Raw genomic sequence first — 15,685 nt, 5'->3', positions numbered from 1 at the left:
CGCGACTGCTGAGGGTAAAACCTTCTGCCGGCCCTCGGTACGGATTCGCTCGCGGGGCCACCGCGCGACGACGAGATCCGTCGTATCGACAGGGGTCGGCTCATCGATCCGTGGGCGCGCCCGCACCGCTGCCGGGGCGTGATGCCAGCGCCCCCGGGACTTTGCCTGTCACCACCGTCACCGATCCCCGTCTTGACCGTTTCTTAAGTCAAAAGGAGGCAAACACGATGAGCACCAACACCCCCCATGGTGCCCACGGTTGTCCGTGTGAGGACTGCCTGGGAACTCGGATCAGCCTGATGGCTGAGCAGGCCAACAACCTCAGCCGTACCCTCACCCCCCTGTGGGCACGGCAGCGCAGGTACCGCGTTCGACTCGCGGTCGACGGCATGGTCCGTCGCAACATCGCGCTGACGGCGTAAGCCTTCTCGACGCAGGGCCCGGCCACGTGCGGCCGGGCCTTCGTCATGCCCGGCCAGCCTGGAGAGCCGCCGGTCGCCGGTGGAGGTCGTGCGCCCGAGCCCGCGCCCTGGCGCGGGCTCGGGCACCCGACTCGGAGACGACGACGAATGGGGCCGGGGGCTGTTGCGCCGCTAAGATCGAGGGCCCGAAAACCCCGCCACCGAAAGCGACGTCGTTCACCCATGCCTGCCACCCGCTCGGACCTCCGCAACGTCGCCATCGTCGCGCACGTCGACCACGGCAAGACGACCCTGGTCGACGCGATGCTGCACCAGGCCGGCGCCTTCACCGCCCACCAGGAGGAGGCCGGCGTCGCCGAGCGGATCATGGACTCCGGCGACCTGGAGCGTGAGAAGGGGATCACGATCCTGGCCAAGAACACCGCGATCCACTACACCGGACCGTCGGCGCCCGAGGGCGGGATGACGATCAACATCATCGACACCCCGGGCCACGCCGACTTCGGTGGCGAGGTCGAGCGCGGCCTGTCGATGGTCGACGGCATCGTGCTCCTCGTCGACGCTTCCGAGGGGCCGCTGCCGCAGACCCGGTTCGTGCTGCGCAAGGCGCTCAACGCCGACCTGCCCGTCGTCCTGGTGGTGAACAAGGTCGACCGCTCCGACGCGCGGATCTCCGAGGTGGTCGACGAGACCTACGAGCTGTTCCTCGACCTCCTCGACGAGAGCCACAGCCAGGACGCGCTCGACTTCCCGGTCATCTACGCCTCCGCCAAGGCCGGCCGCGCCTCCCTCGTCGCGCCGGCGAACGGGTCGCTGCCCGACGCGGCGGACCTCGAGCCGCTCTTCCGCACCATCCTCGAGACGATCCCCGCCCCGACGTACGACGAGGGGGCGCCGCTCCAGGCGCACGTCACCAACCTCGACGCCTCGCCGTTCCTCGGCCGGATCGCGCTCGTGCGCGTCCACCAGGGCACCCTGCGCAAGGGACAGAACGTCGCCTGGCTCCAGCGCGACGGCTCCTCCCGCAACGTCCGGGTCACCGAGCTGCTGATGACCGACGCGCTCGAGCGGGTGGCGGCGGAGTCGGCGGGCCCGGGAGACATCGCCGCGATCGCCGGCATCCCCGACATCATGATCGGGGAGACCCTCGCCGATCCCGACGACCCGCGCCCGCTGCCGCTGATCACCGTGGACGAGCCGGCGATCTCGATGACCATCGGCACCAACACCTCCCCGCTGGTGGGCAAGGTGAAGGGTGCGAAGGTGACCGCGCGGCTGGTCAAGGACCGGCTCGACCGCGAGCTCGTCGGCAACGTCTCGCTGCGCGTCCTGACCACTGACCGCCCCGACTCCTGGGAGGTGCAGGGCCGTGGGGAGCTGGCGCTGGCGATCCTGGTCGAGCAGATGCGCCGCGAGGGCTTCGAGCTGACGGTGGGCAAGCCGCAGGTCGTCACCCGCGAGATCAACGGCAAGGTCCACGAGCCGGTCGAGCGGCTGACGATCGACGCGCCGGAGGAGTACCTCGGCACGATCACCGAGCTGATGGCCACGAGGCGCGGCCGGATGGAGCAGATGACCAACCACGGCACTGGCTGGGTGCGGATGGAGTTCCTGGTCCCTGCGCGGGGGCTGATCGGCTTCCGCACCGAGTTCCTCACCGAGACCCGCGGCACGGGGATCGCCCACCACGTCTTCGACCGGTACGAGCCCTGGGCCGGGGAGATCCGCTCCCGCGCCTCCGGCTCGCTGGTGGCCGACCGGGCTGGCGCCGCCACGGCGTACGCCATGACGAACCTCCAGGAGCGCGGCGTCCTCTTCGTCGAGCCGACCACCGAGGTCTACGAGGGCATGATCGTCGGGGAGAACTCACGGGCCGACGACATGGACGTCAACATCACCAAGGAGAAGCAGCAGACCAACATCCGCTCCTCCACCTCGGACAACTTCGAGAAGCTCGTCCCCCCGCGGCGGCTGTCGCTGGAGCAGTGCCTGGAGTTCTGCCGCGAGGACGAGTGCGTCGAGGTCACACCCCACACCGTGCGCATCCGCAAGGTCTCGCTCGACCAGAACGCCCGCGCCAAGACCGCCGCCCGCGCCCGCAAGGGCTCGCGCTGAGGCGGGTGTCAAATCCCCCGCTTACGCGGGGGAGTTGTCACTTATTGGGGGTTGCAGCGGCCAGGAAGTGCCAAATTCCCCGCTGAAGCGGGGGATTTGACCACCGCCTCCACCACCCGGGTCAGCGGGTCAGCGGTGGAGGTGGGTGGTCCAGTCGTCGGGGACGACGCCCTCCGGGCCCGGCGTCGGCTGGCTGGCGGGGTGGCTCTGGGCGCCGGCGAGGATCGGGCCCTCGTAGGCCTGGTCGTCGCGGAAGTCCCAGAACCAGTCCTCGCCCGGCTCGAAGCTGGTCATCAGCGGGTGCCCGGACTCGCGCCAGTGGGACGTCGCGTGCTGGCCGGGCGAGGTGTCGCAGCACCCGATGTGACCGCACTGGGCACACCGGCGCAGGTGGAACCACCACCCCTTTCCCGCCAGGCACTCCACGCACCCCGTCCCGGAGGGCTCCACCGACGTGTCGATCCCCTCGATGCTCACCCCGCCAGCCTGCCACGTCGCGGTAGTCCCTGACATTCGGTACGCGAAGCGCCGAAAGTTTCGCCTCAACTGTCAGGGACTACCCGGGATATCCGGAGGGTCAGCGCTCGACGAGCCAGCGCGCGAGCAGGGTGCCCTCCTCCTCGACGAGCGTGTGCAGGCGCAGGGGTACGTCGACGGGCGGGCCGTCGGTGATCCGCCGGTGCGCGCCACCGACGAGCCGCGGCACGATCGTCGCGTCGAGCTCGTCGACCACGCCCTGGTCGAGGAGGTCGCGCAACAGGTGCGGGCCACCCTCGGACAGCAGGTGACGGTAGCCGCGCAGCACCAGCTCGTCCTTGAGGCGGGCCAGGTCGACGCGATGGGAGCCGAGGACGAGCACGTTCTCCTCGCCCAGCAGCGCGCGCGCCTCACGGAGGTACGGCGCGGTCGACACCGTCGCCATCAGCACCTGGCCGCGCTCTGCCGGCCGCTGCGTCACCGGGACCGACGCCGTCCGCGAGACCACCACCAGCGGCTTGCGTCCGACGGCGTAGCCCTCGACGCGGACCGTCCCGGCGCCCACCACGATGGCGTCGGCCAGGTCACGCAGCAGGTCGAAGACGCGCTTGTCCGCCCCGTTGTTGATCGAGCGCGAGGTGCCGTCGTCGCCGGTCGCCGCGCCGTCCACGGTCGAGACCATGGTGACCCGGAGCCAGGGGTGGTCCGGTACGGCGTACAGGTCGGGCAGCTCGGGCGGCTCGCTCAGTGCGCCGGTCTCTCCGAGAAGGACTCGCATCCGTGGTCTCCCTGGTCGAGGTCATCGAGAGCCATCGTCACACGGCCGCGCGCCGGCCACGCCGGCGGCTGCCTCCGCACTGTCTAGACTGCGCGGATGATCTCGCTGTCGGAGCTGGCAGCCCTGCACAGCGAGTACGCCGACGACCTCGCCCGCCCCGTCGAGCCGGTGACCGTCGGCGGCGTCACCATCGGTGGCCCGGCGCCCGTCCTCATGGGGACGGTCAACCTCTCCCGCGACTCCACCTACCGCGAGAGCGTCGCGGTCTCGACGGAGTCGGCCATCCGCAAGGCGCGCACCCAGGTCGCCCAGGGTGCCGAGGTGGTCGACCTCGGGGCCGAGTCGAGCACCGCCCGTGCCGCCCGTGTCGACGGGTCGCAGCAGCGCACGGCGCTGGTGCCGGTCGTCGAGGCGCTCGCCCAGGAGTGCGTCGTCTCGGTGGAGACCTACCAGCCCGACGTGGTCGGGGCCGCGCTTGCCGCCGGCGCCCGCATGCTCAACCTGACCGGACGCGACGGCGAGGACGAGATGCTCGCCTGCGCGGCGTCGTACGACGCGGCCGTGGTGCTGTGCTTCTGCGAGCCCGGCGACGTCCGCGCGGACCACGACCACCCGATGGGCGGCGACGCCCTGCCGCCCCTGCTCGACCACTTCGGCCCGCGCGTCGAGCATGCCCGCAGCCTGGGCGTGCGCCGGATCGTGGTCGACCCCGGCCTCGGGTTCTACTACGGCAACCTGGTCGACCCCAAGGTCCGGGTCCGCCACCAGACCGCCGTGCTGTCGCAGTGCTTCCGGCTCCGGGCGCTCGGCGTCCCGGTGTGCAACGCGCTGCCCCACGCCTTCGACCTCTTCGAGGACGAGTTCCGCAAGGCCGAGGGGTTCTTCGCGGTGCTCGCTCGGCTCGGCGGCACCGACCTCTTCCGCACCCATGAGGTCGCGCACGTGCGGGCCGTCCTCGCGGCCATGACCTTCCTGGACGTCGGGACGCTCGGCAGCCCGTCGGCTCAGCCCAGGTGACCGCGCACCGACGCGTGCCCTGAGAGCAGGTTGCGCGCGATGGTGCGCCGTTGGATCTCGTCGGTGCCCTCGTAGATCCGCAGGAGCCGCAGCTCGCGGTACCACCGCTCGACGGGAAGCTCGCGGGTGTAGCCCATCCCGCCGTGGATCTGGAGGACGCGGTCGACGATCTCGTTGGCGTGGACGCCGCCGTACAGCTTGGCCATCGACTGGGCCTGCCTGCTGTCGACGGCGTGGTCGACCTGCCACGCCGCGGTCAGCACCAGCCAGCGCAGCGCCTCGATCTCGACCGCGGAGTCGGCGATCATCCACTGGATCGCCTGCCGGTTGGCGATCGGCTCCCCGAACGTGACGCGGTTCCTCGCGTGCTCCATGGCCATCTCGACGAGGCGCTCGCAGGCGCCGAGGGCGCGCGCGGGCAGCAGGTAGCGGCCCTTCCCGATCCACCGCATCGCCAGCTCGAAGCCGCGGCCCTCCTCGCCGAGGATCGCCGAGTGCGGCACCCGGACGTCCGCGAACGACAGCGACGCGGGCCCCCACTCCCCCATCGTCGGGATCGGCGTCGAGGTCCAGCCGGACTCGCGGTCGGCCAGGAAGCAGGTGACGCCGCCGTCGGCGCCCCTCTCCTTGTCGGTGACGGCGAAGACCATGGTGAAGTCGGCGATGTCGCCGCCGGTGATGAACGTCTTCTCGCCGTTGATGACCCACTCGTCGCCGTCGCGGACGGCGGTGGTGCGGATGTTGCGGGCGTCCGAGCCGGCGCCCGGCTCGGTGATCGCGAAGCAGCTGTGCCGGGTGCCCTCGATGGTGGGCCGCAGGTAGGTCTCCTGCTGCTCAGCGTTGGCGTCGAAGAGGATGTTGTCGGCCTCGCCGCCGAACTTGAACGGCACGAACGTGCGGCCCAGCTCGGCCTCGAGCAACGCGTTCATCACCGCACCGAGGCCCATCCCGCCGTGCTCCTCGGGGGTCTGGATGCCGAAGAAGCCCGACTCGCGGGCCTTGTCCTGGAGCGTCTTGACCTCGTCGAGGGTGATCCCGCGCTCGCCCCTGCGCTCGCGCTCGAGCACCTGGGACTCCAGCGGCACGAGCTCCTTGGTGACGAACGTCCGTACCCAGTCCCGGATCTCTCGTTCCTCGTCGGTGAGCGTCAGGTCCATGTCCCCGACCTTAGTTCGCCGAGGCAGTCTCAGGTCTGAGGTACGGCGAGCGGATCGGCGGGCACGCGGCGTAGGCCGCGCACCGACCGCGACGAGAGCGTGACCAGGCAGATCGCGGCATAGACGACGCCACTGACGACCAGGACGTCGCGGTAGCCGAACGACTCGCCCAGAGGCCCGTACAGCAGCTCCCCGACGGGTACGGCGATGATCGAGCCCAGCACGTCGTAGGAGATCGCGCGCGAGAGCATCGCCTCGGGCACCTGCTCCTGCATCGCGAGGTTCCACCCCATCGAGAACACCTCGGTGCCGGCGCCGGCCGCGAACCCGCAGACGACGAGCAGGGGCAGGTCGGGGCGAAGGCCGAGGACCAGCATGGGCAGCGAGATCAGGCCGATCCCGAGCATCCCGCTGAGCAGCGGGCGCCGCAGCGGGCGCCGCAGCATGACCAGCGTCGTCGCGATCAGCCCGACCGACTCGACGGACAGGAAGAGTCCCCAGCCGGCGATCCCGAACGTCTCCTTGGCGCGAGGCGGCCCCAGGGTGCTCAGGGCACCGACCTGCACGAGGTTGAGCATCGAGAACGCCAGTACGACGACCCAGAGCCACTGGGTCGAGCGGAAGTACGTCCAGCCCTCGCGGAGCTCGACGAACGTCGAGGGCCGGTCCTCGCGCGACGGCCGGGGTGGCAGCCGCACCTTCACCAGGATCGCCGCGGCGGCGAGCCAGGTCGCCGCGTCGAAGGCCAGCGCCCAGCCCGCCCCGACGCCGACGACGAGGAGCGCGCTGACCGTGGGGCCGACGACGCGAAGTGAGCCGCGGGCGAAGGACTGAAGGGCGTTGGCCTGCTGGAGCAGCTCGGCGGGGACCAGTCGCGGCAGGATCGACTGAAGGGCCGGGAACGTGAGGGCGTTCGCCACGCCGTTGACGACGGCGAGCACCACGATCATCCAGATCCGCGCGGTGTGGGTGAGCACGAGCGTCGCCACCGCGCCCTGGCTCGCACCGAGGACCACCATGCCGACCCGCAGGACCGCCGTCAGCGGCAGTCGGTCGGCGATGACACCGCCCAGCAGCATCAGCGCGGCAGTGGGGATGGTCTCGGCGGCCAGCACGATGCCGAGCGCGCTGGCCGAGTCGGTGATCGAGAGCACGGCGAACGCGAGCGCGACTCCGGACATCGTCGTGCCGGCGAGGTTGACGGTCGTCGCCGTCCAGTACCACCGGAAGTTGTCGTGCCGCAGCGCGCCGAGGCTGTCGGGGAGACGAGGCACGCGGATCAGTGGAGGTAGCGGCGGACCGCGCGCGCGAGCCCGTGGGCGTACGTCGCCCGGCCGGAGCGCGACGTCATCCGTCGGGCGTCGACGGGGTTGCGCATGTTGCCCAGCTCCACCATCACGGTGGGCACGTTCGACAGGTTGATCGTGCCGAGGTCGGAGCGGAAGTCGAGCCCGTCGCCGCCGGCGATGTAGTTGGCGACCCGCAGACCCACCGACCTCAGGCTGGCCCGGGTCACCAGGGCGAGCCGGCGCGACGGCGCGTAGATGTCGTGGGTCCAGGGCCGGCGGTCGGTGGGGGCGATCACGTGGAAGCCGCGCGCGCCGGCGGCGTAGGACCCGTCGCCGTGGATGCTGATCTTCAGGTCGGCGTGCTGCTTGTTGCCGTCGCGGCCGCGGACGTCGACGCAGGGGCCCCAGCGACGCTCGCTGTTGGAGTGGCGGGTCAGCATCACCCGCGCGCCGAGCTGCTGGAGCCGGTGCCGGAGGAGCCGGGCCACCTGCCAGGTGAACGTCGCCTCGGGGTAGCCGCCGTTGGTGGAGGTGCCCGTGGTGTTGCAGGGCTTCTCGAAGCCACCCGCCGGCACGAGCCGGTCGATCTGGCGCAGGAAGTTGTGGTTGCCGAGCTGGTGACCCGGGTCGATCACGACCAGCCTGCCCGCCAGCGGCAGCTGGGCCACGCCCCCGCCGCCCTCGCCGGTGGTGGAGCGGAAGTCATGGGTGGCGTCGGCCGGCGCCGCGAGCGCGAGCGTGGCCGCGGCGAGGACTCCGGCCACGGGCACCGCGACCCACCTCGAGCCCCTCCTCGGTCCCGACCGTGAGCTCGACCGCGAGCTCGACCGTGGGCGCAGCGACGTCACGGCTCTCATGCGTACCCCAGGACGTCCTGGCGCCGGTCGGCCCAGGCCAGCGAGGACGCGATGGCCTCGTCGAGCGAGAGCTCGGTCTGCCAGTCGAGGAGGGTCCGAGCCCGGTCGGCGTTCGCATAGGCACCGACCGCGTCTCCGGGCCTCGGGGGCGCCAGCGCGATCGGGACGCGACGACCGGTGACGCGCTCGAACGCCGCGACCAGCTCCCGCACGGTGACCCCGTCTCCGCGCCCGACGTTGATCACGACGCTCGGGCTGCCGGCCTCGTCGAGGATCCGGTCGAACCGCTCGACCGCGCGGACGTGGGCACGCGCGAGGTCCCACACGTGGAGGTAGTCGCGCAGGCCGGTGCCGTCTCGGGTGGGATGGTCGGTGCCGGTCACGGTGAAGTGGTCGCGCTGGCCGGTCGCGACCATCACCAGCTGGCCGAGCACGTGGCTCGGCTCCTTGGCGTAGATGCCCGACTCCAGATCGGGGTCGGAGCCGATCGGGTTGAAGTAGCGCAGGATCACCGCCCGCAGGTCGGTGGCGGCGGCCAGGTCGTCGAGGATCCGCTCGATCATCCACTTGGTGGCGGCGTACGGCGAGGTGGGGGCGAGCGGGTCGTCCTCCCACACCTCGAACGTGTCGGCCGCCTCCCCGACCTCCGGCGGGATGCCCGGCGCGGTCTTGACGGCGTACAGCGACCCCGACGACGAGAACACCACCCGGGGCTTGCCCAGCGCGACGAGCTGGTCGAACAGCTCCAGCGACTTGGCGACGTTGTCGCGGTAGTACTCGTAGGGCTGCACCACCGACTCCGGGACGACGATCCGCGCGGCCATGTGGATCGTGGCGTCCAGGTCGGGGTGCTCGGCCACGATCCGGCGCAGCAGGTCGCGGTCGGCGATGTCGCCCTCGTAGAAGATCCGGTCGCGCACGAACGCCGCGGGCCCGGTCAGCAGGGAGTCCAGGACCACCGGGACGTGCCCGGCCGCCTCGAGCGCCTTGGCGGTGATCGAGCCGATGTAGCCCGCGCCGCCGGTGACCAGGATCTTCACCCCGTCAGGGTAACCAGACGGCATCCCCAAGGCGGATCCGCGCCGTCCTCGGGGGGCGTCGCGGCGACCTAAACCATCAAGCAAGCCCTATGTCAAGATCATGGCAAACATATGACCGGATCAGTTGCCCGCTCAGATCGACACAACGGTATCCGAAGTAGGTAAAGGAACCGGATACCCATCACGGAGGTCTCGCGCGCCCCCCTATGCTTGCCATCAGCAACTCGGGGGAGGAGCGCTAGGGGGCGCTCCGTGAGCTGCTTCTTCTTGGGGGAAAGTCGTAGGCCTTGTCATGGCTATTGCGTATGAACGCGCGCTGACGACCGCGGTCGTCCCGCGGCTCCGCAGTCCGCTGCGCGTGCTGCCGCTGACGGCGCTCGCGCTGGACGCGGTGCTGGTCGCGGTGACCGTGATCTTCGCGGCGTACGGCCGCAACCACGTGCCGTTCTTCGGTGGCGCGGAGGTGTCGCGCTCCGCCGCGCTGGTCGGTCTGCCGCTCGCGGTCGCCTGGATCGCCGTGATCGCGCTCCGCGGCGGCTACGACCGCGGCGTGTTCGGCGCCGGCGCCGACGAGTACAAGACCGTGGTCGGCTCGAGCCTCTTCGCCGCCGCCATCTTGGGCATCGGCTGCTACCTCACCCAGTTCGACCTGTCCCGCGGCTTCTACCTCTTCACGTTCCTGATCGGCCCCGGGCTCCTGGCCTCCGGCCGCTACCTCCTGCGTCGGTGGCTGCACATCGCCCGCCGTAACGGCGCCCTCGCCCTGCGCACCGTCATCGTCGGCAGCGCCGACCACGTCGACGCGGTGGCCTCGGTCTTCGAGCGCGAGACCTGGCTCGGCTACGACGTGCTGGGCGCGCTGACGCCGGCCACGGACTCCACGGTCGCCACCGACGGCGGCGTCCCGGTCCTCGGCGAGGTGCGCGAGGCCGCCGACCTGATCCGCGCCTACGAGGCGGACGTCGTCCTCGTCGCCGGCGGCGGGTTCGACAACCCCCAGGACATGCGTGGTCTGGTCTGGGACCTCGAGGCCGACGACGTCCAGGTGATCATGGCCCCCGGCGTGACCGACGTGTCCAGCGAGCGCATCCGGGTGCGCCCCGTCGGCGGGCTCCCACTGCTGCACGTCGACCGGCCCCGCCACCAGGAGGCCCTGCGCTGGGCCAAGCGCACCTTCGACATCGCGGGCTCCGCCTTCATCCTCGCCCTGGCGGCACCGCTGATGCTGTGGACCGCCTGGAAGATCAAGCGCCACGACGGCGGCCCGGTGCTGTTCCGGCAGACCCGCGTCGGTGCCGACGGCAGCTTCTTCACCTGCCTGAAGTTCCGCAGCATGGTCGTCGACGCCGAGCGCGTCCTGGCCAACCTGCACGACGAGGTCGGGTACACCGAGGGCCTGTTCAAGATGCGGCAGGACCCGCGCATCACCAAGCCCGGCCAGTGGATCCGCCGGTTCTCCCTCGACGAGCTGCCCCAGCTGATGAACGTCCTGCGCGGCGACATGAGCCTGGTGGGCCCGCGCCCGCCGCTGCCCACCGAGGTCGACCGCTACACCCTGACGCAGTCGCGCCGCCTGCGCGTGCGTCCGGGGATGACCGGCCTGTGGCAGGTCTCGGGTCGCTCCGATCTCTCGTGGGACGAGTCGGTCCGCCTCGACCTCTACTACGTCGACAACTGGTCGATGATCCAGGACCTGCTGATCCTCGGCCGCACCGCCGGCGCCGTCCTGAGCTCCCGCGGCGCCTACTGATCCCACCCGCACTCCCACAGCACCACCGAGGCCTCGACCGGCTCGACCGCCGGCCCCATCCGCCGGTCGAGTTCGTCGAGGCCTCGGGCTTTCCCGTTGAGATGCGTGTTCCGACCCGTTGAGATGCGTGTTCCGACCCGTTGAGATGCGCGTTCTGAACCCACCCGTCGGCGGGTGGTGTCCGGAATTGCGCATCTCAACGGGTCGGAACACGTATCTCAACGGGTCGGAACACGCATCTCAACGGTTCGGAACGCGCATCTCAACGGGCTGGGGACGGCCTGTCCTGGAGGGCCAACCCAACTCAACTCAACTCAACTCAACTCAACTCAACTCAGCTGGTCAGGAGCAGGGAGCGCAGGTACTCGCCGTAGCCGCTGGCAAGCAGGGGCTGGGCGCGCGCGAGGAGGTCGTCGTCGGTGAGGAAGCCCATCCGCCACGCGACCTCCTCCGGACAGCCGATCTTGAGCCCTTGCCGGCGCTCGATGGCCCGCACGAAGTCCCCGGCCGCCATCAGCGACTCCGCGGTCCCGGTGTCCAACCAGGCAGTGCCGCGCGGCATCAGCTCGACGTGGAGCCGTCCGGCCTCGAGGTAGATCCGGTTCAGGTCGGTGATCTCCAGCTCGCCCCGCGCCGAGGGACGCAACGTGCGCGCGTGCTCGGCGACATCGGGCCCGTAGAAGTACAGACCCGGGACGGCGTAGTGGCCGCGCGGGTGCTCCGGCTTCTCCTCCAAGGACACCGGGCGGCCGTCGGCGTCGAACTCGACGACGCCGTACGCCGAGGGGTCGGCGACGCGGTGACCGAAGATCGCGGCGCCGTCGAGGGACTCGAACCTGCGCAGCTGATGGCCGAGCCCGGGCCCGTAGAAGATGTTGTCTCCCAGCACCAGCGCGACCCGCTCGGAGCCGATGTGCTCCTCGCCGATCAGCAGGGCCTGGGCCAGGCCGTCCGGGCTCGCCTGCACGGCGTAGGTGATCTGGATGCCGAACGCCGAGCCGTCGCCGAGCAGCCGCCGGAACGCGTCCTGCTCGTGCGGCGTGGTGATGACCAGGACCTCGCGAATGCCCGCCAGCATCAGCGTGCTGAGCGGGTAGTAGATCATCGGCTTGTCGTAGACCGGCACCAGCTGCTTGCTGACCGCGAGCGTCACCGGGTAGAGCCGCGAGCCGGTGCCCCCGGCCAGGATGATGCCGCGCATGAGGACAGCCTAGGGAGGCGCGGGGGCCGGCGTGCTGGCGACGGCCCGTGGCCTAGGGTCGTGCGCATGAGGCGCGTGCTGGTCACCGGCGGTGCCGGGTTCGTCGGCTCCAGCCTGGTGCACCGTCTCGTGAGCGAGACCGACGCGTCGGTCGACGTGCTCGACAAGCTCACCTATGCAGCCAGCCCCGAGTCCCTCGACGACCTTCCGCCGGACCGTGTGCGGCTGGTGGTGGGCGACGTCGCCGATGCCGCCCTGGTCGACTCGCTGGTCGCCGACAGCGACGCCGTCGTGCACGTCGCCGCGGAGTCGCACAACGACAACTCCCTGAGCGACCCGACGCCGTTCGTGCAGACCAACCTGGTCGGCACCTTCCTGCTCTTGGAGGCGGTGCGCCGCTACGACGTGCGGTTCCACCAGGTCTCGACCGACGAGGTGTACGGCGACCTGGCCCTGGAGGATCCGAAGCGGTTCACCGAGGACACGCCGTTCCGTCCCAGCAGCCCGTACTCCGCGACCAAGGCCGGCGCCGACCACCTTGTCAGCGCCTGGGTTCGCAGCTTCGGGGTGCGCGCGACGATCTCGCACTGCTCCAACAACTACGGCCCCTGGCAGCACGTCGAGAAGTTCATCCCCCGCCAGATCACCGAGATCCTCGAGGGTCGCCCGGCGCGCATCTACGGCTCGGGCGAGCACGTCCGCGACTGGATCCACGCCGACGACCACAGCAGCGCCGTGCTCGCCATCCTGGAGCGCGGCCGCGTCGGGGAGACCTACCTGGTCGGCGCCGACGGCGAGCACAGCAACCTCGAGGTCGCCCGGACCATCCTGCGGCTGATGGGCCGCGACGAGGACCAGCTCGTGCACGTCGAGGACCGCGCCGGACACGACCGGCGCTACGCCATCGAGTCCGGCCTGCTCCGCTCCGAGCTGGGCTGGCAGCCGCGCCTGAAGGACTTCGAGGCCGGCCTGGTCGAGACGATCGCCTGGTACAGCGCCCATCGCGACTGGTGGGCCTCGGACAAGGCCGCGACCGAGGCGGCGTACGCCGCGACGGGGCAGTAGGTGGCGCGCCCGTCGGTCGAGCGGACGACGATCCCCGGCCTGCTCGTCGTCCACCTCGACCTCCACGAGGACGGCAGGGGCTGGTTCGAGGAGATCTGGCACCGGGCGACGATGACCGCCTTGGGCCTGCCCGACTTCGGCCCCGTCCAGGCGAACCTGTCGTGGAACACCTCACGGGGCGCGACCCGCGGCATCCATGCCGAGCCGTGGGACAAGTACGTCACCGTCGCCACGGGACGCGCGTACGGCGCGTGGGTCGACCTCCGCGAGGGTGCGACGTTCGGGCAGGTCGTCACCCGGGAGCTCGCGCCGGGGGTGGCGGTGTTCGTGCCTCGCGGCGTCGGCAACAGCTTCCAGACGCTCGAGGACGGCACGGCGTACAGCTACCTGATCAACCGGCACTGGCAGGCCGACGAGCGCTACCCGTCGGTGCGGCTCGACGACCCGGCAGTCGGCATCGCCTGGCCGATCCCGCTCGCTCAGGCCCGGGTCTCCGAGAAGGACCTGTCGAACCCCCCGCTCGCCGAGCTCGAGCCCATCCGCGAGCGGCGCGCGCTGGTGCTGGGCGCCGGCGGACAGGTGGGCCGCGCCCTCGCCGAGGCGTTCCCCGGGGCGGACGCCGTGAGCCGACGCGAGCTCGACGTGACCGACACCGAGGCGCTCGCCGCCTGGCCGTGGCACGACTACGACGTGGTCCTCAACGCCGCCGCGTACACCGACGTCGACGGCGCCGAGGATCCCGAGGGACGTGCCGCTGCCTGGGCGGTCAACGCCGCGGCGCCGGCGGTCCTGTCGAGGCTGGCCACCGAGCATCGCCTGACCCTCGTGCACTACTCCACCGACTACGTCTTCGACGGCCGCCGGGCCGAGCATCGGGAGGACGAGGCACCAAGCCCGCTGGGGGTCTACGGGCAGAGCAAGGCCGCGGGCGACCTCGGCGTCGCCGTGACCCCGCGGCACTACGTGGTGCGCAGCAGCTGGGTGGTCGGCGACGGCAGCAACTTCGTGCGCACCATGCGCCGGTCGGCCGAGCAGGGCGCGAGTCCGAGCGTGGTGGGCGACCAGATCGGCCGGCTCACCTTCGCCTCCGAGATCGCCCGCGGGACGCGCCACCTCGTGGACTCCGGCGCGCCGTACGGCACCTACAACGTCACCAACGCCGGCGAGCCCTGGTCGTGGGCGGACGTCGCCGCCGAGGTCTTCGAGCTGGCCGGACGCCGGCGATCAGACGTCGTGCGGGTCTCGACCGAGCAGTACGCCGCGACGCGGCCCTCGGCGCCCCGGCCGCCGTCCAGCGTGCTGGACCTGGCGAAGCTGCGGGCTACGGGCTTCGAGCCGGAGGACCAGCGCGACGCTCTCCGCGCCTACTGGGCGCGGCCGTAGTCGTCGTCGAGCCGGACGATGTCGTCCTCACCGGTGTAGTCGCCGACCTGCACCTCGATCAGCATCAGGTCGTCGTCGTGGAGGTTGGCGATCCGGTGCGGCGTCCCGATGGGCACCTCGACGTCGCCGCCGGTCTTGACCTCGATCGTCTCGCCGTCCAGCGTGCAGGTCGCCGTACCTCGCACGACCGTCCAGTGCTCGGCGCGGTGCTGGTGGGTCTGGTAGGACAGGCGCGCGCCGGGGCGCACCTCGATCCGCTTGACCTTGTACCCCGGCCCCTCGTCGAGCACGTGCCAGGACCCCCAGGGGCGCTCGTCGGACTCCATGCCACCAGGGTCTCACGCACCGTCATCGCGCACCGGCAAACCGACTCGTTGAGTTGGCCCCCCCGGGCTCAGATCGAAACCGCACGGGCCAACTCAAGGGACCCGGGGGGCCAACTCAACGAGGCTTCGGTCAGTCGCCGATCTTCTTGGCGGCGTCCTTGGTCGCGCGGGCGGCGCTGCTCGCGGTCTTCTTGGCCGACGTCGAGGTCGCCTTGGCGCTGCTGGCGGCCGGGCTCTTGCGAGCGGTCCGCTTGGCGGTCGAGGCGGTCTTCGTGGCCGTGCTGCGAGCGGTCTTGGTGGCCTGGGTGCGCGTGGTGCGCGCCTTGGCCGTGGTGGTCTTGGCCGCCGAGACCGTCTCGGTGGTCGAGGACTGACGGCGGATGCGGCCCACGAGCGTCTCGCCGCGCTTGACGAGCTCGCCGAAGGCGTCACCGGCCACGGCGACCTGGTCGTCGACCAGCTTCGTGAGCCGGACCGGGATGTCCTTGGCCTCGCTCTGGAGGCCGGCGACGCCGGCGGTCACGGCCTGCGTGGCCTGGCGACGCAGCGCCTGCGGCTCGTAGTCGAAGGCGACGACCTCGTCGCGCACCGAGGACGCGCGCTTCGAGAAGTCGGCGACGGCGTCACGGACGACGGCGACCATGCGGTCGGTCGCGCCGAGGCCGGCGTACAGCGGGCGGGTGACTCCGGAGGGGAGCTGGGCGGGGATGTCGAACCTGGCCTTGGCCATGGTGTCTCTCCTTCTGGTACGCGGACCGCGGCAGGGCGGCCCCCGTGGGTGGTGGTGGTCACGGCGCGAGCCGGGTGG

General features: G+C 71.2%; 15 protein-coding genes. 6 read left to right on the top strand and 9 right to left on the bottom strand.

Translation table 11 applies throughout. The features are described 5' to 3' along the window. Positions 1-299 precede the first annotated feature (299 nt). Both VHW64_RS18580 and typA read left to right on the top strand, forming a co-directional pair. Positions 300-422 (top strand): hypothetical protein, encoded by a 123-nt coding sequence (locus VHW64_RS18580; RefSeq protein ID WP_329652069.1) that lies wholly within the window; start codon positions 300-302, stop codon positions 420-422. Between the two features lie 222 nt (positions 423-644). Then, entirely contained in the window at positions 645-2,537 is a 1,893-nt protein-coding gene (gene typA / locus VHW64_RS18575) for a translational GTPase TypA (RefSeq protein ID WP_329652068.1), read from the top strand. Positions 2,538-2,666: 129 nt separating this feature from the next. On the opposite strand, the gene VHW64_RS18570 is transcribed toward typA, so the two are convergent. Both VHW64_RS18570 and VHW64_RS18565 read right to left on the bottom strand, forming a co-directional pair. Further along, complete coding sequence (locus tag VHW64_RS18570) at positions 2,667-3,014, bottom strand: UBP-type zinc finger domain-containing protein (protein WP_329652067.1); 348 nt, start codon at positions 3,012-3,014, stop codon at positions 2,667-2,669. Between the two features lie 100 nt (positions 3,015-3,114). Then, positions 3,115-3,792, bottom strand: a complete 678-nt coding sequence (locus VHW64_RS18565; protein WP_329652066.1) for a dihydrofolate reductase family protein — start codon at positions 3,790-3,792, stop codon at positions 3,115-3,117. 96 nt (positions 3,793-3,888) lie between these two features. Here VHW64_RS18565 and VHW64_RS18560 point away from each other — a divergent pair, with 96 nt between their 5' ends. After that, positions 3,889-4,809 (top strand): dihydropteroate synthase, encoded by a 921-nt coding sequence (locus VHW64_RS18560; RefSeq protein WP_329652065.1) that lies wholly within the window; start codon positions 3,889-3,891, stop codon positions 4,807-4,809. Here the strand turns inward: VHW64_RS18560 and VHW64_RS18555 are convergent. The 4 genes from VHW64_RS18555 to galE form a co-directional block, all read right to left on the bottom strand. Next, complete coding sequence (locus tag VHW64_RS18555; RefSeq protein ID WP_329652064.1) at positions 4,797-5,966, bottom strand: acyl-CoA dehydrogenase family protein; 1,170 nt, start codon at positions 5,964-5,966, stop codon at positions 4,797-4,799. The two genes, VHW64_RS18560 and VHW64_RS18555, sit on opposite strands and share 13 nt — an antisense overlap. Before the next feature lie 29 nt (positions 5,967-5,995). Beyond that, complete coding sequence (locus VHW64_RS18550) at positions 5,996-7,240, bottom strand: MFS transporter (RefSeq protein WP_329652063.1); 1,245 nt, start codon at positions 7,238-7,240, stop codon at positions 5,996-5,998. A gap of 5 nt (positions 7,241-7,245) precedes the next feature. Next, entirely contained in the window at positions 7,246-8,025 is a 780-nt protein-coding gene (locus tag VHW64_RS18545; protein ID WP_329652062.1) for an N-acetylmuramoyl-L-alanine amidase, read from the bottom strand. An 83-nt stretch (positions 8,026-8,108) separates the two neighbouring features. After that, positions 8,109-9,152 carry a UDP-glucose 4-epimerase GalE gene (gene galE / locus VHW64_RS18540; RefSeq protein ID WP_329652061.1) on the bottom strand — a complete coding sequence of 348 codons (1,044 nt, stop codon included), beginning with the start codon at positions 9,150-9,152 and terminating at the stop codon, positions 8,109-8,111. Between the two features lie 292 nt (positions 9,153-9,444). On the opposite strand from galE, the gene VHW64_RS18535 reads away from it, so the two are divergent. Continuing rightward, positions 9,445-10,902: a sugar transferase gene (locus tag VHW64_RS18535; protein ID WP_329652060.1), complete on the top strand. Its 1,458-nt coding sequence runs from the start codon at positions 9,445-9,447 to the stop codon at positions 10,900-10,902. Between the two features lie 334 nt (positions 10,903-11,236). On the opposite strand, the gene rfbA is transcribed toward VHW64_RS18535, so the two are convergent. Next, complete coding sequence (gene rfbA, locus VHW64_RS18530; protein WP_329652059.1) at positions 11,237-12,103, bottom strand: glucose-1-phosphate thymidylyltransferase RfbA; 867 nt, start codon at positions 12,101-12,103, stop codon at positions 11,237-11,239. Between the two features lie 66 nt (positions 12,104-12,169). On the opposite strand from rfbA, the gene rfbB reads away from it, so the two are divergent. Together rfbB and VHW64_RS18520 are read left to right on the top strand one after the other, a co-directional pair. After that, the gene (rfbB, locus tag VHW64_RS18525; RefSeq protein ID WP_329652058.1) at positions 12,170-13,168 is read left to right on the top strand and encodes a dTDP-glucose 4,6-dehydratase; all 999 of its coding nucleotides are present in this window, start codon (positions 12,170-12,172) and stop codon (positions 13,166-13,168) included. After that, positions 13,169-14,551, top strand: a complete 1,383-nt coding sequence (locus tag VHW64_RS18520; protein WP_329652057.1) for a bifunctional dTDP-4-dehydrorhamnose 3,5-epimerase family protein/NAD(P)-dependent oxidoreductase — start codon at positions 13,169-13,171, stop codon at positions 14,549-14,551. Here VHW64_RS18520 and VHW64_RS18515 read toward each other — a convergent pair. Both VHW64_RS18515 and VHW64_RS18510 read right to left on the bottom strand, forming a co-directional pair. Further along, positions 14,533-14,877, bottom strand: a complete 345-nt coding sequence (locus tag VHW64_RS18515) for a phosphomannose isomerase type II C-terminal cupin domain (protein WP_329652056.1) — start codon at positions 14,875-14,877, stop codon at positions 14,533-14,535. The genes VHW64_RS18520 and VHW64_RS18515 overlap by 19 nt on opposite strands. 130 nt (positions 14,878-15,007) lie before the next feature. After that, positions 15,008-15,607, bottom strand: a complete 600-nt coding sequence (locus VHW64_RS18510) for a hypothetical protein (protein ID WP_329652055.1) — start codon at positions 15,605-15,607, stop codon at positions 15,008-15,010. Between the last annotated feature and the right edge of the window lie 78 nt (positions 15,608-15,685).

The sequence above is a fragment of the Nocardioides sp. genome (assembly GCF_036267815.1).
Classification (GTDB): domain Bacteria; phylum Actinomycetota; class Actinomycetes; order Propionibacteriales; family Nocardioidaceae; genus Nocardioides.
The sequence above is the reverse complement of the archived record's forward strand: the minus strand, read 5'-3'. Positions and strand labels throughout refer to the sequence as shown.

Bases quoted from the DNA above. Each gene is read 5' to 3' on its own strand.
- VHW64_RS18510 (WP_329652055.1), bottom strand. From the start codon at position 15,607: ATGGCCAAGGCCAGGTTCGACATCCCCGCCCAGCTCCCCTCCGGAGTC.
- VHW64_RS18515 (WP_329652056.1), bottom strand. From the start codon at position 14,877: ATGGAGTCCGACGAGCGCCCCTGGGGGTCCTGGCACGTGCTCGACGAG.
- VHW64_RS18580 (WP_329652069.1), top strand. From the start codon at position 300: ATGGCTGAGCAGGCCAACAACCTCAGCCGTACCCTCACCCCCCTGTGG.
- typA (WP_329652068.1), top strand. From the start codon at position 645: ATGCCTGCCACCCGCTCGGACCTCCGCAACGTCGCCATCGTCGCGCAC.
- rfbA (WP_329652059.1), bottom strand. From the start codon at position 12,103: ATGCGCGGCATCATCCTGGCCGGGGGCACCGGCTCGCGGCTCTACCCG.
- VHW64_RS18535 (WP_329652060.1), top strand. From the start codon at position 9,445: ATGGCTATTGCGTATGAACGCGCGCTGACGACCGCGGTCGTCCCGCGG.
- VHW64_RS18560 (WP_329652065.1), top strand. From the start codon at position 3,889: ATGATCTCGCTGTCGGAGCTGGCAGCCCTGCACAGCGAGTACGCCGAC.
- VHW64_RS18555 (WP_329652064.1), bottom strand. From the start codon at position 5,966: ATGGACCTGACGCTCACCGACGAGGAACGAGAGATCCGGGACTGGGTA.
- VHW64_RS18565 (WP_329652066.1), bottom strand. From the start codon at position 3,792: ATGCGAGTCCTTCTCGGAGAGACCGGCGCACTGAGCGAGCCGCCCGAG.
- rfbB (WP_329652058.1), top strand. From the start codon at position 12,170: ATGAGGCGCGTGCTGGTCACCGGCGGTGCCGGGTTCGTCGGCTCCAGC.